This is a genomic window from Pseudomonas helmanticensis, from assembly GCF_900182985.1.
Classification (GTDB): Bacteria; Pseudomonadota; Gammaproteobacteria; order Pseudomonadales; family Pseudomonadaceae; genus Aquipseudomonas; species Aquipseudomonas helmanticensis.
On the sequence record NZ_FXUY01000001.1, the window covers coordinates 1324271 to 1341958 of the forward strand.

Annotated in this window: 16 protein-coding genes and 1 pseudogene; 7 read left to right on the forward strand and 10 right to left on the reverse strand. The window is 57.9% G+C overall.

Translation table 11 applies throughout. The features are described 5' to 3' along the window. Positions 1-11: 11 nt before the first annotated feature. Positions 12-1001 (reverse strand): annotated as a pseudogene (gene ilvA / locus QOL84_RS05965) (threonine ammonia-lyase, biosynthetic); the annotation flags it as partial. A gap of 301 nt (positions 1002-1302) precedes the next feature. Here ilvA and QOL84_RS05970 point away from each other — a divergent pair. After that, positions 1303-1638 carry a DUF2834 domain-containing protein gene (locus tag QOL84_RS05970; RefSeq protein WP_283436555.1) on the forward strand — a complete coding sequence of 112 codons (336 nt, stop codon included), beginning with the start codon at positions 1303-1305 and terminating at the stop codon, positions 1636-1638. 117 nt (positions 1639-1755) lie between these two features. On the opposite strand, the gene QOL84_RS05975 is transcribed toward QOL84_RS05970, so the two are convergent. Together QOL84_RS05975 and QOL84_RS05980 are read right to left on the reverse strand one after the other, a co-directional pair. Further along, on the reverse strand, positions 1756-2679 hold the full coding sequence (locus QOL84_RS05975) for a magnesium transporter CorA family protein (RefSeq protein ID WP_283436556.1): 924 nt from the start codon (positions 2677-2679) through the stop codon (positions 1756-1758). Positions 2680-2686: 7 nt separating this feature from the next. Further along, positions 2687-4261 carry a RimK family ATP-grasp domain-containing protein gene (locus QOL84_RS05980; RefSeq protein WP_283436557.1) on the reverse strand — a complete coding sequence of 525 codons (1575 nt, stop codon included), beginning with the start codon at positions 4259-4261 and terminating at the stop codon, positions 2687-2689. Between the two features lie 92 nt (positions 4262-4353). Here QOL84_RS05980 and QOL84_RS05985 point away from each other — a divergent pair, with 92 nt between their 5' ends. Beyond that, positions 4354-5454, forward strand: coding sequence for a peptidase C39 family protein (locus tag QOL84_RS05985; protein WP_283436558.1), 1101 nt, complete (start codon positions 4354-4356; stop codon positions 5452-5454). Between the two features lie 117 nt (positions 5455-5571). Here QOL84_RS05985 and QOL84_RS05990 read toward each other — a convergent pair whose 3' ends face one another. Further along, on the reverse strand, positions 5572-6726 hold the full coding sequence (locus QOL84_RS05990) for a PQQ-dependent sugar dehydrogenase (protein WP_283436559.1): 1155 nt from the start codon (positions 6724-6726) through the stop codon (positions 5572-5574). A gap of 50 nt (positions 6727-6776) precedes the next feature. After that, positions 6777-7112, reverse strand: a complete 336-nt coding sequence (locus QOL84_RS05995; protein ID WP_129393637.1) for a hypothetical protein — start codon at positions 7110-7112, stop codon at positions 6777-6779. A gap of 189 nt (positions 7113-7301) precedes the next feature. Between QOL84_RS05995 and ku the strand changes: the two genes are divergently transcribed. Continuing rightward, the gene (gene ku / locus QOL84_RS06000; protein WP_122855156.1) at positions 7302-8156 is read left to right on the forward strand and encodes a non-homologous end joining protein Ku; all 855 of its coding nucleotides are present in this window, start codon (positions 7302-7304) and stop codon (positions 8154-8156) included. Positions 8157-8315: 159 nt separating this feature from the next. Here ku and lpxO read toward each other — a convergent pair whose 3' ends face one another. Further along, complete coding sequence (gene lpxO, locus QOL84_RS06005; protein ID WP_129393635.1) at positions 8316-9215, reverse strand: lipid A hydroxylase LpxO; 900 nt, start codon at positions 9213-9215, stop codon at positions 8316-8318. A gap of 379 nt (positions 9216-9594) precedes the next feature. Between lpxO and QOL84_RS06010 the strand changes: the two genes are divergently transcribed. Together QOL84_RS06010 and QOL84_RS06015 are read left to right on the forward strand one after the other, a co-directional pair. Further along, on the forward strand, positions 9595-11181 hold the full coding sequence (locus QOL84_RS06010) for an ABC-F family ATPase (RefSeq protein WP_129393633.1): 1587 nt from the start codon (positions 9595-9597) through the stop codon (positions 11179-11181). A gap of 280 nt (positions 11182-11461) precedes the next feature. Beyond that, complete coding sequence (locus QOL84_RS06015; RefSeq protein ID WP_283436560.1) at positions 11462-12649, forward strand: MFS transporter; 1188 nt, start codon at positions 11462-11464, stop codon at positions 12647-12649. 134 nt (positions 12650-12783) lie between these two features. On the opposite strand, the gene QOL84_RS06020 is transcribed toward QOL84_RS06015, so the two are convergent. Next, positions 12784-13821 carry an alpha/beta hydrolase family protein gene (locus tag QOL84_RS06020; RefSeq protein WP_129393630.1) on the reverse strand — a complete coding sequence of 346 codons (1038 nt, stop codon included), beginning with the start codon at positions 13819-13821 and terminating at the stop codon, positions 12784-12786. A gap of 236 nt (positions 13822-14057) precedes the next feature. Continuing rightward, positions 14058-14669, reverse strand: a complete 612-nt coding sequence (locus QOL84_RS06025; protein WP_283436561.1) for an FMN-dependent NADH-azoreductase — start codon at positions 14667-14669, stop codon at positions 14058-14060. Between the two features lie 127 nt (positions 14670-14796). On the opposite strand from QOL84_RS06025, the gene QOL84_RS06030 reads away from it, so the two are divergent. Both QOL84_RS06030 and QOL84_RS06035 read left to right on the forward strand, forming a co-directional pair. Beyond that, positions 14797-15705, forward strand: a complete 909-nt coding sequence (locus QOL84_RS06030) for a LysR substrate-binding domain-containing protein (protein WP_283436562.1) — start codon at positions 14797-14799, stop codon at positions 15703-15705. Further along, a complete protein-coding gene (locus QOL84_RS06035) occupies positions 15702-16061 on the forward strand; it encodes an MmcQ/YjbR family DNA-binding protein (RefSeq protein WP_283436563.1) in 360 nt (119 codons plus the stop codon). Before QOL84_RS06030 ends, QOL84_RS06035 begins: the two co-directional genes overlap by 4 nt. Before the next feature lie 98 nt (positions 16062-16159). Here QOL84_RS06035 and QOL84_RS06040 read toward each other — a convergent pair whose 3' ends face one another. Continuing rightward, the gene (locus QOL84_RS06040) at positions 16160-16588 is read right to left on the reverse strand and encodes a DUF1294 domain-containing protein (protein ID WP_283436564.1); all 429 of its coding nucleotides are present in this window, start codon (positions 16586-16588) and stop codon (positions 16160-16162) included. Continuing rightward, a complete protein-coding gene (locus tag QOL84_RS06045) occupies positions 16585-17415 on the reverse strand; it encodes an undecaprenyl-diphosphate phosphatase (protein WP_283436565.1) in 831 nt (276 codons plus the stop codon). Before QOL84_RS06045 ends, QOL84_RS06040 begins: the two co-directional genes overlap by 4 nt. Positions 17416-17688: the final 273 nt, after the last annotated feature.

The following is a 17688-nucleotide window of genomic DNA, read 5'->3' on the forward strand; positions in this document are numbered from 1 at the left end:
CCGTACACAGCGGCGCGCTCGGCGACGTGGCGCAGACTGTCGAAGTTGATATTGGCGCCCGAGTCGATGGCGACGAATGTCTGATCACGAGCGCGGGTTCGTGCGACGTATTGTTTGATTCCCGCAACCGCCAACGCGCCAGAAGGTTCGGTGATCGAGCGGGTATCGTCGTAGATGTTCTTGATCGCCGCACAGAGGTCATCGTTGCTGACCGTGATCACCTCGTCCACACAGAAGCGGCACACTTGAAATCCGTACTCGCCGATCTGCGCCACGGCTACGCCATCGGCGAAGGTGCCGACGTTGGGCAGCACCACACGGTGATCCGCGGTCATGGCTGCCTTCAGGCACGCCGAGTGCTCGGATTCAACGCCGATGATCCGGACTTCCGGCCGCAGGTATTTGATATAGGCCGCGATGCCGGCGATCAAGCCGCCACCGCCTACCGGGATAAAGATCGCGTCCAGCGCGCCCTGGTGCTGACGAAGGATTTCCATGGCCACCGTGCCCTGCCCGGCAATGACATCCGGGTCATCGAAAGGAGACACGAAGGTGCGCCCGGTTTGCTCGGCCAGTTGCAGCGCATGGGCTAGGGCAAACGGAAAACTTTCGCCATGCAGCAGCGCGTCGGCACCGCGACTGCGCACGCCGATGACTTTCAGCTCGGGAGTCGTGGACGGCATGACGATCGTGGCGGCGATGCCCAGCTCGCGCGCCGCCAGCGCTACACCTTGCGCATGATTGCCGGCAGATGCGGTGATCACTCCGCGCGCTTTCTGCTCTTCACTCAGCTGCACGAGTTTGTTGTAAGCGCCGCGAATCTTGAAGGAAAACGTCGGTTGCAAGTCTTCACGCTTAAGCAGAATCCGGTTACCCAACGTTTCGGACAGCGCTGGTGCCGCTTGCAGCGGCGTACGCACGGCAATGTCATACACCGGTGCAGCAAGGATCTTTTTCACGTAATGCTCAAGCAACGCTTGCTGGTCATCGGTGTATGTCATGTTCAGCTCCTTGATAGCGATTTCATTCACTTATGTAGGAGTTGCCGGAGGCTCCTACATGAGCGGTGTTTCGAAAACCCTGGAGACAGAAAGTAAAAACCCGCCTCTAGGGCGGGTTGGGTGCTGCAGTCGTGAGCTAGCCCGCCAAATGAGGAATGGCGGTAATAATGCTTGGCTGGCAGCGCAATACGGTGGAAGTCATGGGCAGAAATTAGCTTGAGCGTCGCCGGCAAGTCAATGGTCAATTTTGCCTGACATCTGTAGGCTGGCGATTCCGCTCATCAATTCAAGGAACGAATGCATGATGTCTGTCGCCCTGCCCCTCACGGCTTTGCTTGCGTTTACCGGCTACACCGTTTCGGTGATGCTCCAGGCTGAACAATCGTTGATCGACTTCGGTATCAGTCTGATGTCGCGCCCGGATACCGCGCAAGTGGTGATTGATTTGTACCTGCTGGCGACGTTGGCCGGGGTATGGATGGTCAAGGATGCGCGGTCTCGCGGGCAGGCGGTTTGGTCGGTGGTGCCCTATTTGTTGCTAACGGCGGTTTTTGTCTCGATCGGGCCGTTGTTGTATCTGGTGGTGCGCGGGATACGGGAACGGCGCAAAGGGCTGGATGTGGCGCAAGTGCGCTGATTCGGAGCATTTGGCGCTACGGATATTGCTATCGCGAGCAGGCTCACTCCTACAGGTGAGCATTCCAAATGTAGGAGTGAGCCTGCTCGTGATAGGGCATTCTGAGTCATCACATAATCATCTGGCCAACCGCCGCAGACCAAACAGCATCCCGCCCGCCCCAAGCAGCATCACCGTCAGAAACAACGGATACGACACCCACCACGGCGTCCCGGCCGTCATCATGCTGAATTCCGACATGCCACCGATGCTCGCAATCAGGTTCAACGGCAAAAACACTACGTTGATCAACGTCAGCTTGCGTAACAGGTTGTTCATGCTGTTGTTCATCAGATTGCCGCGCGCATCGATCAGCCCGGAAAACACCGTCGAATAGATTTCCGCCTGTTTGTAGCACTGGTTGTTCTCGATAATCAGATCGTCGATCAGGCCGATCGCTTCGCTGCTGAAAAGCTGTTTCTCGGCATGATTGCGCAGGCGTGTCAGCACGGCACCGTTGCTGTGCAGGGCGTTGATGTAATAGATCAGGCTTTCGCTGAGGTTGAACATCTGCACCAGATGCTGGTTCTGCATCGAGGCATTGAATTTCTGCTGCAACTCACGGGCGACCAGTTTGATCACCTTCAAATGGCCGAGGTAGTGATGGATGTTGTTGAACAGCAGATCGAGCAACACATCCAGCGGTGTGTTTAACGGCTGACGGGTGCCGAGGCCATGCAATGGCGTGTCATCGGTGGCAATCACCAGCAATTGCCCCGGCGAAAACAACAACCCGCAAGACGAAACCTCGAAAGCCAGACTGCCGCCACCGGAATAATTTTCCGGACGTTTCCAGATCAGGAACAGATGATCCGGGTGAAACTCGATCCGCGACACTTCGTCCGGGTCCAGCGCCGAGGCCAATGCGTGCTCGTCGACCTTGAAATGACTGTGAAGCAGATCACGCTCGGCCGCGTCAGGGTTGCTGAACAGCATCACCCCGGCGTCCAGTCGTTCGACCCGCTGCAACGCGCCGTGGCTCAGTGCAAAGCTGTTGATCATCGGCGGATCACCAGGCCTGGCCGCGACGCTTCAGCTCCAGCCGTCGCACAAACTCTTCCAGCACCAGTGAATACAAATCGTCCTGCAGGTAAGCGTCTTCGATGCCGGCGTCGAGGTTAGGATTGTCGTTGACCTCGATCACCACCACTTTGTTGCCCGCCTGTTTCAGGTCGACGCCGTAGAGACCATCGCCGATCAGATTGGCCGTCTTTACCGCCAGTTCGACCACTGCGCGCGGCGCTTCATGAACCGCCAAGGTGCGACATTCACCGTTGATGTCCTGCCCCTTGGCTTTGTGGTTGTAGATCTGCCAGTGGCCCTTGGACATGAAGTATTGGCAGGCAAAGATCGGCTTGCGGTTGAGGACGCCGATACGCCAGTCGTACTCGGTGTAGAAAAACTCCTGAGCCAGCAACAGCACCGAGTGCTCGAACAGTTCAGCGGTGGCTTCAAGCAGCGCCTGCTGGCTTTCGACCTTGATCACGCCGCGCGAAAAACAGCCGTCGGGGATCTTCAGTACCAGCGGAAAGCCCAGACGTTCGCCAACTCGCTCAAAGTCCTCGGGTCGCTCCTTGTAGAGAATTTCGGTGGCGGGCATGCCCAACTGATGGCTGTTGAGCAGGTCGGTCAGATAAACCTTGTTGGTACAACGCAAGATCGACGCTGGGTCGTCCATCACCACCAGCCCCTCGCTTTCAGCCTTTTTCGCAAAACGGTAGGTATGGTTGTCGACACTGGTGGTTTCGCGGATCAATAAACCGTCGTACTCGGCCAGACGCGCGTAGTCCTTGCGTTCGATCAGTTCGACATCGATGCCCATGCCCTTGCCCACCCGCACGAAGTTTTCCAGCGCCTTGCTGTTCGAAGGGGGTAATGCTTCTTGCGGATCATGCAGGATCGCCAGGTCATATCGGGCCACTTGCCGTGAACGCGGCACACGCCAGACTTTACGACTGAAACTGTCCAGAGCATTGGCAAACTGGTCTTCCTGATCATCGCGTAACTTGTGCAAGGCACCGGACTTTATGCCCTCTATGTGCCAACCATTGGTTCGACGAAACTCAACTAGCAGGATCGGACAGGGAAACACTTCAAATAACTGACGAGCGAGATCCTGCAAGGGTTCGATATGTGTCCGGCCAAAATAAAGTGTCAGCGTGAAGCCTTCTGTATCGCTATAGAGATGATGACTCAGGGCTTTTTCGAGAGTTTTATCCAGGTCGTCCAGGGCCAGGCCGTAGAGTGATTTTTTAGTCAGTTCACTGATCGTACGTACCGATGGAATAACCTTGTGGCCGCGAGCTTCAGCCAGCAGCGAGCAGTAGTAGCCGTGGCCCAGATACTTGTAACTGCGGCACAGATTGATCACCTGAACCCGCTTGCCCGCCTCGCCTTCACGGGTTTGCTCAAGGTATTCCTGCGCCGTGATGATGTCTTCGCTGGGGAAGTACGAAGCCCAGTCTTCCTTGCGCTCGACAATGATCAGCACCTGACTGGAAGTTCTAACCGTTGAATTTAAAAAAGTTGCCGTCGGCAAACTTTGCTCGGATACTTCGCGCCAATGACCCTGTACCGCTGACATAGAGATTGATCCGTTGGAGAACAAGACCATTTCTATTAAGCACGAAGTTTTTCGAAAGTCCCGTTTCGTTACGCAACTTTTACGGTGGTCATATGAGTGCTGTTTTTCGTTTGGCGGTAGTTGAAGATTTGCCGGCGTTGCTGGCATTGGAAATGCAATGCTTCACTACCGATCGGCTCACCAGTCGCAGCTTCCAGTGGATGATCACCCGGGCTAACGGACAGTTGCTGGTGGCAGAATCCAGCGGCCAGTTGCTGGGTTACGCACTGGTGTTGTTTCATCGCGGCACATCACTGGCGCGGTTGTACTCGATTGCCATTGCCGCCGAGTCGCGCGGCAGCGGATTGGGCAAACAACTGCTGCAACGGATCGAGGTCGTTGCCCTTGAGCATGATTGCGCCTACCTGAGGCTGGAAGTACGCACTGACAACCCGGCTGCGATTGCCCTGTACGAGCGCAACGGCTACCGGCGCTTCGCGGTGATTCACGATTACTACGAAGACCATGCCGATGCACTGCGCCTGGAAAAACGCATCCTCGAGCATCGCGACTCGCGCAGCATCAAAGTGCCCTACTACCCGCAAACCACCGAATTTACCTGCGGCCCGGCCTGCCTGCTGATGGCCATGGGTGCGTTACAGGCCCAGCGTTTACTGGAACGTCGCGAGGAACTGCAGATCTGGCGTGAAGCGACCACGGTGTTCATGACTTCCGGCCATGGCGGATGCAGCCCGCAAGGATTGGCGCTGGCCGCTTGGCGACGGGGTTTTAAGGTACGCCTGCAGTTGAGTCTGACCGGGGCGTTGTTTCTCGATGGCGTGCGCGATGCGCATAAAAAAGACGTCATGCGCTTGGTGCACGAGGAGTTCATGGCGCAATTGGCGGAGTGCGACGTCGAGCAGGTGATCGGTGTTGCCCTGGACCTCCCGCGGTTACTCGCGGCTGGGGGACAGCCGCTGGTGTTGATCAGCAGCTATCGGCTGACTCGTTCCAAGTCCCCGCACTGGGTGATGGTCACCGACTGTGATGAGGACTTTGTTTATCTGCATGATCCGGATGTCGATCACAGCCAGCATCGCCAGCCGATGGACTGCCAGCACGTGCCTGTCAGCCATGAAGAGTTCGAAAAAATGTGCCGATTTGGCCGGGAAAAGTTGCGTTCAGCAGTCGTCCTGTTCTCCCGCGAAACATAAGCCCCATCCGTATCTGTAGGAGCTGCCGAGTGCAACGAGGCTGCGATCTTTTGATCTTGTTTTTTAAAATCAAAAGATCGCAGCCTCGTTGCACTCGGCAGCTACAGGGGATGGCGGTCAAGGTGTGGGTTTGAGGCCTAGTTTGTAGAGGGAGCCGTTCGACTCATCCGTGAGTACATACAAGTAGCCGTCCGGGCCTTGGCGTACGTCGCGGATGCGCTGTTTGAGTTCGCCGAGCAAGCGCTCCTCATGCACAACCTTGTCGCCATCGAACTGCAAGCGGATCAGTTCCTGCGTCACCAGCGCGCCGATAAACGCATTGTGTTGCCACGGTTTGAAGCGGTCACCGTCGTAGAACGCCATACCGCTGACACCCGGTGACTTTTCCCAGACATGATGTGGCGCAACCGTGCCTTCGACGGTCTTGCCTTGCGCCTCAGGGATCGGCTGCATGGAATAATTGATGCCATGGGTCGCCAACGGCCAGCCGTAGTTCTTGCCGCGCTCGATGATGTTGACCTCGTCGCCACCGCGCGGGCCGTGTTCATTTTCCCAAAGCGTGCCGTTCCACGGATTCAGTGCTGCGCCTTGCGGGTTGCGGTGGCCGTAGGACCAGATCTCCGGACGCACGCCGGACTGACCGACAAACGGGTTGTCGTCTGGCACTCTGCCGTCGGGATAGATGCGCACGACCTTGCCTTGCAGTTTGTCGAGGTCCTGCGCGGTTGGCCGGTCGTTGTTTTCGCCGAGGGTGATGAACAGATAGCCGTCACGGTCGAACACCAGACGCGAACCAAAGTGATTGCCTACCGAAAGTTTCGGTTCCTGGCGGAAGATCACTTTGAAATCCTTGAGCGACTTCAGGTCATCCGACAGTCGCCCACGCCCCACCGCCGTGCCAGCCTTGTCGCCAGCACCGCCGCCCTCGGCGTAAGACAAGTACACCAGGCGATCCTGTCTGAAGTCCGGCGACAACACTACGTCGAGCAAACCACCCTGGCCCTTGGCCCAGACTTGCGGCACACCGCTGATCGGTGCTGACAGCTTGCCATCGACACCCACCACCCGCAGGTTGCCCGGGCGCTCAGTCACCAGCATGCCTTGGCGATCCGGCAGAAACGCCAAGGCCCATGGATGTTCAAGACCTTGGGTAATCGTGGTGACTTCAAGAGTGCCCTGTTCGCTTTGCAATTCTTTGGGCGCTGCGGCAAACGCTGGAGCACTGATCAGTGCGCCGACGCAAAGGCTGGCTAGAAGGGTTTTACGCAACATGCACGATTCCTTTTGTTCGTCTCAAGGCTGACAGGCTTCAGTCCTGTCGTTTAACGGGTAGTACCGGTGCTTCGTGAAGGTGGATTGGGGATGAAGGTTGGCGGTGTACTCGGCACCGAGCGGATTGGCTGACCATTGCCGATACCACGGTTTTCGAGGGTCGGCGGGCGCGGCGCCGGCACAGTGTTGGGGCCACGGATCGGCGGTGCACTGGGTTGAGTGCCCTGCATGCTGTTGGGGTTGGCCCGGCGGATCGGACTGTTGTAGGGATTGTTGCTGTTGCCGGTCGGACTTTGTGCCAGCAGCAGCGTGGAGGACGGCACGTCCGCATGAGCCCAGCCCGCACCGAGGCTGAGAAAAGCGATGACAAACAGAAATCGGTTCATGGGGCGGCCTCTCGATGCGCCAGGGATAGTGCGTTCGAGTCCACGCTACGCCCAGGGTTCGGATTTGTTAAGTCACAGCCTTTAAACAACATGTAACACGGCTTGACCAAGTCAGCGGCGGCCGCCGCAATCACTGGAAACTTTCGCCCAGCGTAACAGGTCACCTGATCATCACTCGGAGAACTCACCATGGCTCGGGCAATCTGGAAAGGCGCGATCAGTTTCGGACTGGTACACATCCCCGTCGCGCTGGTCTCGGCGACCTCGTCTCAAGGCGTCGATTTCGACTGGCTCGACAGCCGCAGCATGGATCCGGTGGGCTACAAACGCGTAAACAAAGTGACCGGCAAAGAAGTCACCAAAGAGCACATTGTCAAAGGCGTGGCCTACGAAAAGGGTCGCTATGTGGTGCTTAGCGAAGAAGAAATCCGTTCAGCGCACCCGGTCTCAACGCAAACCATTGATATCTTTTCCTTTGTCGATGCCGAGCAAATCCCCCTGCAAAACATCGACACACCTTATTACTTGGCACCCGACAAGCGCGGCGGCAAGGTGTATGCGCTGCTGCGTGAGACGCTGAGCAAAACCAACAAGGTTGCCCTCGCCCGTGTGGTTTTACATACCCGCCAGTATCTGGCGGCGTTGATGCCGCTGGAATCGGCGCTGGTGCTGGTAAAGCTGCGTTGGCCGCAGGAGGTGCGCAGCCTCGATGAACTGGCACTGGGCAGTGAGGTGACCAAGCCGCAACTGGCCAAAGGTGAGCTGGACATGGCCAAGCGACTGGTGCAGGACATGAGCGCAGACTGGAAACCCGAGGATTACAAGGACGAGTTTGAAGACAAGATCATGGCCCTCGTTGAGAAAAAGGCCCATGAAGGCAAGATCGAAGATGTCGAGACGGTGGGTGGCGAGGAAGAGCGCAAGTCTGCGGATGTGATTGATTTGACGGAACTGCTCAAGCGCAGTCTGGGCGGGAAAGCGGCGCCGAAGCCGAAAGCCAAGGCTGCGCCGGCGAAGAAAACGAAGAAAGCGTCAGGCAACTGACAGGTTGTTTTTGCGAGAGTCGTAGCACTCCGACGCGACGCAAACCCAATGCAGGAGCTGCGGCACGCTGCGATCTTTTGACTTTGATCTCTCTACTGCAAGATCAAAAGATCGCAGCCTCGTTGCACTCGACAGCTCCTACAGAAATCAAATGATCCGTCAGATCAGAATGAAGATCGCCAGCAAACTGCCGAAGATCGCCCACTTTTCCATGTAGTACAGCTTGCGATTGCGTTTTTTCAGCTCTTTGCCACGCAAACGAATCTTGTAGATTTTGGTGAAAAGGCGATTGATACCACCGGTGCGGTCACCGGCATCGTTCGGCGCACCCGCCGCCGACATCACGGTGCGACTGAACCAGCTGTTGAACGCCGCCGCCCAGCGGTACTTCAGCGGACGCTCGATGTCACAAAACAGGATGATCCGGTTCTGGTCGGTGGTGTTTTCCGCGTAATGAATGAAGGTCTCGTCGAACATCACCGCTTCGCCGTCGCGCCAGTGATAGTTCTCGCCGTCGACGTTGATGTAGCAACCGGCATCGTTCGGCGTTTCCAGGCCCAGGTGATAGCGGTAGGAGCCGGCATAGGGATCACGGTGGCGCACCAGTTTCGAACCCGGTGGCAACTCGGCAAACATCGCCGCCTTGATCGAACCGATGCTTTGCACCAGTTCAGTGGTGCGCGGGCACAGTTTCATGGCGGACGGATGGCTTTCGCCGTACCACTTCAGGTAGAAACGCTTCCAGCCGGTTTTGAAGAACGAGTTGAAGCCGACGTCATCGTACTGGTTCGAGCGCTTGATCTCGCCGGCGCGCAGCAAATTCTGGCCTTCTTCGCGAATCTCCTGCCAATGCGCCTGCAACGGGCTCAGATCAGGAAATTCCGCCGGATCGAGAAAAGGCTTGTTGGGCTTTTTCGAGAACAGGTAAAGGAAGCAGTTGATCGGCGCGAGAAACGTCGAGTGATCGCTGAGTTGGCGACCCAGTTTGTGACGCACACGGCCACGAAGATGAACGTATGCAATCGAAATGACATAAATAGCAGCAATGATGAGTTTCACGGAAATCGTCACACGTCAGAAGTGAACAAACTGCGCGCCTGGCGGCCTGAGGCCCAGCGTCTGATGCAGTGGTCTGATTACAAATGGCACATCCATGAGCCCGCGCCGTTCTGGGGCGCTGGGTGAATGGATGGCATTTTAGCCACACTTTGTAACCGATGGTGAGCCTTCATCTGTGAAAATCTGTCTCGCGAGCATGCCAATCGGCGATCGTGACGTCATCGCCCTATCGTTTAAAGAGCCAGACCAGTACAATCGCCGCCAAACTTTACGCGCCCCCCTTGGTTGATGACGGGTCTTTCCCGCTTCAGCGCACTTTGACTCGGGCCAAGCGCTCCAGCCGCACCCTCGCTACTCGAATGCTTCGCAGGAAAAACACTTGATCTCTACAGCTAACATCACGATGCAGTTCGGCGCCAAGCCGCTCTTCGAAAACGTTTCGGTAAAATTCGGCGCGGGCAACCGCTACGGCCTGATCGGCGCCAACGGTTGCGGCAAGTCGACCTTCATGAAAATCCTCGGTGGCGATCTTGATCCGACCGGCGGCCAGGTCATGCTCGAGCCGAACGTGCGTCTGGGTAAATTGCGCCAGGATCAGTTCGCCTACGAAGAATTCACCGTGATCGATACCGTGATCATGGGTCACGAAGAGCTGTGGAAGGTCAAGGCCGAGCGCGACCGCATCTACTCGCTGCCGGAAATGTCTGAAGAAGACGGCATGGCCGTGGCCGAGCTGGAAACCGAATTCGCTGAAATGGACGGTTACACCGCCGAATCCCGTGCCGGTGAGCTGTTGCTGGGCCTGGGCATCGGCATCGAGCAACACTTCGGTCCGATGAGCGAAGTTTCGCCAGGCTGGAAACTGCGTGTATTGCTGGCGCAGGCACTGTTTTCCGATCCGGAAGTGCTGTTGCTCGACGAACCGACCAACCACCTGGACATCAACACCATTCGCTGGCTGGAGAACATCCTGACCCAGCGTAGCAGCCTGATGATCATCATCTCTCACGACCGTCACTTCCTGAACAGCGTGTGCACGCACATGGCTGACCTGGATTACGGCGAGCTGCGCCTGTTCCCGGGCAACTACGACGAGTACATGACCGTGGCGACCCAGTCCCGCGAGCAACTGCTGTCGGACAACGCCAAGAAGAAAGCGCAGATTACCGAGCTGCAATCGTTCGTCAGCCGCTTCTCGGCCAACGCCTCGAAAGCCAAGCAGGCCACGTCCCGCGCCAAAGCGATCGACAAGATCCAGCTGGCCGAGGTCAAGCCTTCGAGCCGTGTCAGCCCGTTCATCCGTTTCGATCAGAACAAGAAGCTGCACCGCCAGGCTGTCATGGTCGAGAAGATGGCCAAAGGTTTCGACGGCAAGCCGCTGTTCAAGGACTTCAGCTTCCAGGTTGAAGCTGGCGAGCGCGTAGCGATCATCGGTCCGAACGGTATCGGCAAGACCACCCTGCTGCGCACCCTGGTCAATGAACTGACCCCGGACGCGGGTAGCATCAAGTGGACCGATGCCGCCGAGCTGGGCTACTACGCCCAGGATCACGCTCACGACTTCGAAGACGACGTCAGCCTGTTCGACTGGATGGGTCAATGGACTCAGGGCGAACAGATGATTCGCGGCACTTTGGGCCGCATGCTGTTCTCCAACGACGAGATCCTCAAGTCGGTCAAAGTGATTTCCGGTGGTGAGCAAGGTCGCATGCTGTTCGGCAAGCTGATCCTGCAAAAGCCGAACGTGCTGATCATGGACGAACCGACCAACCACTTGGACATGGAATCGATCGAGGCGCTGAACCTGGCGCTGGAAAACTACCCGGGCACGCTGATCTTCGTCAGCCACGACCGTGAGTTCGTATCGTCCCTGGCCACGCGCATCATCGAGCTGACGCCGGATGGCGTGACCGACTTCAGCGGCACCTACGATGACTACCTGCGTAGCCAGGGTGTGGTGTTCTAAAAAGCAGCTTCTAGTGTTGAGCTGTTAGCTTCAAGCTAAAGCCCTGTCCATGTGACGGGGCTTTTTGCATTTCAGGGTGAGGGATTTGCGGGTGCGGCTACCTTCGCGAGCAGGCTCGCTCCCACAGGTGAATGCACTCCAAAGGTGGGAGCGAGCCTGCTCGCGAAAGGGCCATCAGCAGCAACATCAACCCCCAGGAAAAATAGTTAGCCTGCTTCCTTTTATTTCACGCCCACGCCATGATGCGAACTCTCCCACCGCCGCCCGCGAACGAGTCCTCATGTCTGCGCAGCAACAGCCCCCACAAACCTCCATGGCGATCACCTTGCAGATCGTCTCCATCGTTTTCTACACGTTTGTCGCCTTCCTCTGCATCGGCCTGCCGATTGCGGTGTTGCCGGGTTACGTGCATGAACAACTGGGTTTCAGCGCGATCATCGCCGGGCTGGTGATCGGCTCGCAGTACCTTGCCACCCTGCTCAGCCGGCCGATGGCCGGGCGCATGTCGGACACCATCGGCACCAAACGGGCGATCATTTACGGTTTGTGGGGGATCGTGCTGAGTGGCGTGCTGACGCTGATTTCGACGTTGCTGCAAAGCTTTCCGCTCACGAGTCTGTTGATCCTGATTGTCGGTCGTCTACTGCTGGGTATCGCTCAGGGGCTGATCGGCGTCGGCACCATCAGTTGGTGCATGGGCCAGGTTGGTGTCGAACACACGGCGAAATCGATTGGCTGGAACGGCATTGCGTCTTACGGTGCGATTGCCATCGGCGCGCCACTGGGCGTGGTGATGGTTGCCGCTTACGGTTTCACCAGCCTCGGTATTGCGCTGTCGGTGCTGGCGGCGGGCGCGCTGCTGCTGATTCGCAACAAACCGTCGGTGCCGGTGATTCGCGGCGAACGGCTGCCGTTTTGGGCAGTGTTCGGGCGGATTGCACCGTTTGGCGCCAGCCTGACGCTGGCCTCGATCGGCTACGGCACGCTGACCACCTTCATCACCCTTTATTACCTCAATCGCGGCTGGACCGGCGCGGCGTACTGCCTGACGGTGTTTGGCGTGTGCTTCATCCTGTCGCGTCTGCTGTTTATCTCGGCGATCAGTCGCTTCGGCGGCTTCACCTCGGCCATCGCCTGCATGACCATCGAAACCGTAGGGCTGGTGATGCTGTGGCTGGCGCCTTCTACTGCTTTTGCCCTGGTCGGCGCCGGACTGGCGGGATTTGGCTTGTCGCTGGTGTATCCGGCGCTGGGTGTCGAGGCGATCAAGCAGGTGCCGAGTTCCAGCCGTGGCTCGGGACTGGGGGCGTATGCGGTGTTTTTTGATCTGGCGCTGGCGATTGCCGGGCCATTGATGGGCGCGGTGGCGTTGAATCTGGGGTATTCGTGGATATTCTTCTGTGCGGCGTTGTTGTCGGTGATCGGTTTGGGGCTGACTTTGCTGCTCAGGCGCCGAGCCTCTTCCTGAAGTTCGCCGCGATCCCCTGTAGGAGTGAGCCTGCTCGCGATAGCGGAGTGTCAGCGAAGTAAATGTCGACTGACACTCCGCTATCGCGAGCAGGCTCACTCCTACATTGGGTTAGCGGTGTTTACGAGGTCGGGTTATTGATCGGCGGTTTGCATGCCCGCCCGGGTCGGTTGGCCCAGCGCATGGGAGAAGAATCGTCCTGCCTCGGAGATGAGGTTGCGGTGAATGTCTTCGCGATCAACGCCATCGGCATCGGTACACAGCGCCGGCATGGCGAGAATCTGTGCTTCGGTGCACGGCGCCATGAACACGAAGTGCCCTGCCCCGGCCAATAACTTGAAGTCCGGTGCGGTCGGCAGTTTGCGCGCCAGTGCCGCCGCGTTTTTATCGAACGCGACGAGTTTGTCGCCATCGCCGCTATAAAGCAGCACCGGCACATGCACGTCGGCCAGCGTATGACGGCCGAATTTCAGGCTGAGCGGCGCCATCAACAGCAAGGCGTGCACGCGCGGATCGGCGACAGGTTGCAGGTCATCACGGTCAACGATGAGCTCGCCTTGGGTGTTGCAGGCGTCACGGTCGTCCGGACGTTCCTGGCAATAGCGCCGCAGACGATCGAGATCCGGCTGCGCCCCCGACAGAATCAGTGCCGTCTCACCGCCCGCCGAATATCCGATCACGCCAACCTGATCGGCATTGACGAAGGGTGCGAGCATACGGTCGCCCAGCGTCGCGGTAATCGCTTCGGAAATCTGGATCGGCCGTCCGTACAGATTGCTCAAGGTGCCGAGCCGACTGTGATCCTTGGAGTTGTCGCCAGGATGAATCACCGCCACCACGACAAAGCCTTTGCGCGCCAGCGAAGTCGCGAGATCGTGCAATGCCAGCGGTGTGCCGGTGTTGCCGTGGGACAGCATCAACATGGGGAAGCGGCCGATGGCGACTTTGGTGTCTTCGCCGGCTTCGACCGAATAACCTTCGAGCAGGCTCATGTGCTCGCGGTCGCTCGAGGGATAGAACGCGATGGCGCGCATCGGTTGCAGATCCAGCGGATCGAGGAACGTCATCTCGTGGTAGCCGACGCTCCAGACGGGATGGCGGCCGGGCGCGGCATGCACTGTGTTAAGGCTGCCGAGCAGGCAAATCAGTAACGTTGCACAAAGACGCATCATGGGATGCCCCACCCTGTTGTTACTCAATCGAAAGATCCATTGCGTTGCGGGCCTGAAACGCCGGGGATTCGGTGTTTCGGTACGACAATGCATTCAGACGCTGATTGTGTGACTGCATAACCCGGGCCAGATTATGTAACAGTCGGAAACAAAAAACTCCGTATTTGGCCCTTGCAGAACCAGAATACAGAGTTTTTTGGGTGTTACCTGAACCTCAGCTGTTCTTTACGCAAGCCTTACGCTGCGGCGAACAATTGCTCGCTGATCTTCGCTTGAGCAGCAGTCATGGCGTTGTTGCGCACTTCGTCGCCATACGCCAGGCCTTCAGCGCGGACGATTTCGATGTCGGTGATGCCGAGGAAGCCCAATACCAGTTTGAGATATTCCTCGTGAGCGATACCGCTGGCCTGACCGGCGTGAATGCCGCCCGACGTCGACACGATGACCACTTTCTTGCCACCGCACAGGCCTTCAGGGCCGGCTTCGGTGTAACGGAACGTCTGGCCAGCAACGGCAACGCGGTCGATCCAGGCCTTGAGTTGGGTCGGTACGGTGAAGTTGTACATTGGCGCGGCGATGACCACGGCGTCGGCAGCGATGAACTCAGCCAGGGTCGAAGCGCTCAGTTCAGCTTCGTGCTGTTGTGCAGCGTTGCGCAGTTCAGCGGTGGTGCCTGCGGCAACCAGGGTGGTCGACGAGAAGTGGCTGATGGCGTCAGCGGCGAGGTCGCGGTGGGTCACCACAGCGCTCGGCTCAGCGGCTTGCCAGGCTTTGACGACTTGGCTGCTCAACTGACGGGAAGCCGAGTTGTCGCCCAGAATGCTCGAATCGATATGCAGCAGTTTCATGTGAATCTCCTGGAATGAATCGCCGGTGGCGACGGAATGGAGACAATCCTACGCAAGAAACCAATGGATGATTAGCCGCCTGCAATGCGATAGTTTGTCCCATTGATAGAACAATCTGGATTCACTCATGCAAGATCTCAACGATCTCTACTATTTCGCCAAAGTCGTCGAGGCCGGTGGCTTTGCAGCGGCCGGGCGTTTGCTCGGCATTCCGAAGTCGCGATTGTCACGGCGCATTGCCGAACTCGAAGAGCGCCTCGGTGCACGTTTGCTGCAACGCACCACCCGCCAACTCAATCTCACGGCGGTCGGTGAACGCTATTTACGCCACTGCCAAGCGATGTTGCTGGAGGCGGAGATGGCCGACGAAGCCGTGGCCAGCATGTCCAGCGAACCGCGCGGCCGCTTGCGCGTGTCCTGCCCGACCGGTCTGGCCCACGAAATGCTGCCAATGGTCATCAGCGACTTTCTTGGCAAATTTCCGCAGGTACAGCTGGAAGTCGTCCTGCTTAATCGCCGGGTCGATCTGGTCACCGAAGGCATCGATGTTGCGCTGCGTGTGCGCGAGCTTGGTGATGAAGATCCCTTGCTGGTTACCCGGCGCTTGCGTCAGGCGCAAATGGTGGTGATCGCCAGCCCGGCGTTTCTTCAAGGCAAAGAGATCAATCATCCGCAGGATTTGAAGAATCTTCCCGCGCTGGGCGCGCTGGAAGCGGATCGCATGGTCCACGTTCGTTTGCTTGATCAAAAAGGCAAAAGCTTCGAACTGAGCATGGAAGCGCGGCTGGGCATCGACGACTTTATCGTGCGCAAGGCCTGCGTACTGGCCGGCCAAGGCTTCACGATGCTGCCGATGATGTATTGCGAAAGCGAATTGAAAAACGGCACGCTGGTGCAGATGCTACCGGAGTGGTCGCTGCCCGGCGGCTGGCTGCAAGCGGTGTATCCGCATCGGCGTGGAGTGATGCCGGCGGTGCGCGCGTGGATCGATCACCTGGTCGAATCGTTCAATGCCTGTGGGGAGCGCTTGTTATGAAAAAGGGAAAAATGAGCGAAGCGGATGTCGCCGCGTTCTGCCTGGCATTGCCCGGTGCGCGGGAAGACTACAAATGGGGTGGCGTGCGGGTGTTTTCGATTGCCGGCAACAAGATGTTCGCGTTGCAGGGTTTGCGTGGCGACTCACTGGCATTCAAGGTCGACAAGGATCTGTTTCTCGGTCATTGCGACCGCCCGGGCATTCACCCGGCACCGTATCTGGCGCGCGCGCAGTGGATCATCATGCACCCGCCCTACCCGCTGGGTGCTGAAGAGTTGCAGGGGTTGTTGCAGCGCTCGCACCAACTGGTGGTGAGCAAACTGCCAAAGAAAACCCAAATCGGCTTGTTGCTTTAACGCGCCCGTGTAGGAGCTGCCGAAGGCTGCGATCTTTTCTGCTTTTTAAAAGATCAAAGTCAAAAGATCGCAGCCTTCGGCAGCTCCTACAGGGGGGTTTAGAATCGTGACAGCAGGTTCGAGCCGAGGAATAGCTGGTCGATCCAGAACACCTGGTGCAACGCGACGATCACCCAGAACAGAATCTGGAACGACACCTTGCGCGTCTTGTGCCGGAACACCTGCTGGGCAATCAACGCACCCGGCCAGCCGCCGGCCAGTTCCACCGCGTGGAGGACGTTCTCCGGTGTGCGCCAGGCATCGGCGCGCGCCTTGCGCTTGTCTGCCCAATACATAAAGAACGCCAGCACGCTGACGATCGCGTAAGCGGCCAGCGGCACCGACGAAATTCCGCGCAGGCACATCGACAGTGAGCCGAACAACGGCAGCGCACAAACGATCAGCAGCACCAGCAGCTTCAACTTCAGATTCTGGATACTGCCCCCTGAAGGTCGCCCTTCAGGTCGGCGCGCGCGGGAATCACTCATGGCTTGGCCGCCGCCCAGTCGACCCAACCGAACTGCCAGGTGGCCAGAATCAGCAGACCGAACACGATCCGGTACCAGGCGAACGCCGCATAGCTGTGGCTGGCGATGAACTTGAGCAAGCCGCGCACGGCAATCATGGCGAAGATGAACGCGGTGACGAAACCGATCGCGAACACCGGGAAGTCCGCCGGCACGAACAGATGGCGGTACTTGAAGCCCGAATACACCGCCGCACCGACCATGGTCGGCATGGCGAGGAAGAACGAGAATTCGGTAGCCGTCTTGCGCGACAGGCCAAAGAGCAAGCCGCCAATGATCGTCGAGCCGGAACGTGAAGTCCCCGGAATCATCGCCAGGCACTGGGCGAAACCGACCTTCAAGGCGTCCTTCCAGGTGATCTCGTCGACGGTCTCGGCATGCACCTCATGCTGACGTTTTTCCGCCCACAACATGATGATGCCGCCAATCACCAGCGCGGTTGCCACGGTAATCGGATTGAACAGGTATTCGTGGATCAGATCGGCAAAGATCACGCCCAATACCAGCGCCGGCATAAAGGCGATCAGCAAGTTGGCGGTAAAGCGCCGTGCACTTGGCTGGGTCGGCAAACCGATGATTACATCGAAAATCTTGCGGCGAAACTCCCAGACCACCGCGAGGATCGCGCCGAGCTGGATAATGATATTGAACGCCATGGCCCGCTCACCACCGAAGTCGAGCAAGTCGGCAACGATGATCTGGTGTCCTGTACTTGAAATGGGCAAAAACTCCGTCAGCCCTTCTACAACTCCTAGTATCAGTGCCTGCAAGGCGGTCCAAAGATCCATCAATCCCCCAGAGAGCGATGCGCGGCGGCATGCCCCGATAGTATTTTTCTTACGTTCACTGCGATCAGCGTAGCCGTTTATTGCTGTACCGATTCCGCGCGTCAAGGATCCACAAAAAACGGTCAAAATTCCGTGAAATATCAACCTGGATTCAGGTTTTCCCGCGCGGGGCCGAAATCCTATCAGACAAGCCGTAATAGCGCTGCCGCGTTATACGACTTGGGTCGCGTATGCCCGATCACCTGAATGTGGTTGGATGCTGGCGTTGATTTA

What these genes read in the sequence shown, in the direction of transcription:
- QOL84_RS05970 (WP_283436555.1), top strand. Translation starts at nt 1,303, where the DNA reads ATGATGTCTGTCGCCCTGCCCCTCACGGCTTTGCTTGCGTTTACCGGC.
- QOL84_RS05975 (WP_283436556.1), bottom strand. Translation starts at nt 2,679, where the DNA reads ATGATCAACAGCTTTGCACTGAGCCACGGCGCGTTGCAGCGGGTCGAA.
- QOL84_RS05980 (WP_283436557.1), bottom strand. Translation starts at nt 4,261, where the DNA reads ATGTCAGCGGTACAGGGTCATTGGCGCGAAGTATCCGAGCAAAGTTTG.
- QOL84_RS05985 (WP_283436558.1), top strand. Translation starts at nt 4,354, where the DNA reads ATGAGTGCTGTTTTTCGTTTGGCGGTAGTTGAAGATTTGCCGGCGTTG.
- QOL84_RS05990 (WP_283436559.1), bottom strand. Translation starts at nt 6,726, where the DNA reads ATGTTGCGTAAAACCCTTCTAGCCAGCCTTTGCGTCGGCGCACTGATC.
- QOL84_RS05995 (WP_129393637.1), bottom strand. Translation starts at nt 7,112, where the DNA reads ATGAACCGATTTCTGTTTGTCATCGCTTTTCTCAGCCTCGGTGCGGGC.
- ku (WP_122855156.1), top strand. Translation starts at nt 7,302, where the DNA reads ATGGCTCGGGCAATCTGGAAAGGCGCGATCAGTTTCGGACTGGTACAC.
- QOL84_RS06015 (WP_283436560.1), top strand. Translation starts at nt 11,462, where the DNA reads ATGTCTGCGCAGCAACAGCCCCCACAAACCTCCATGGCGATCACCTTG.
- QOL84_RS06020 (WP_129393630.1), bottom strand. Translation starts at nt 13,821, where the DNA reads ATGATGCGTCTTTGTGCAACGTTACTGATTTGCCTGCTCGGCAGCCTT.
- QOL84_RS06025 (WP_283436561.1), bottom strand. Translation starts at nt 14,669, where the DNA reads ATGAAACTGCTGCATATCGATTCGAGCATTCTGGGCGACAACTCGGCT.
- QOL84_RS06030 (WP_283436562.1), top strand. Translation starts at nt 14,797, where the DNA reads ATGCAAGATCTCAACGATCTCTACTATTTCGCCAAAGTCGTCGAGGCC.
- QOL84_RS06035 (WP_283436563.1), top strand. Translation starts at nt 15,702, where the DNA reads ATGAAAAAGGGAAAAATGAGCGAAGCGGATGTCGCCGCGTTCTGCCTG.
- QOL84_RS06040 (WP_283436564.1), bottom strand. Translation starts at nt 16,588, where the DNA reads ATGAGTGATTCCCGCGCGCGCCGACCTGAAGGGCGACCTTCAGGGGGC.
- QOL84_RS06045 (WP_283436565.1), bottom strand. Translation starts at nt 17,415, where the DNA reads ATGGATCTTTGGACCGCCTTGCAGGCACTGATACTAGGAGTTGTAGAA.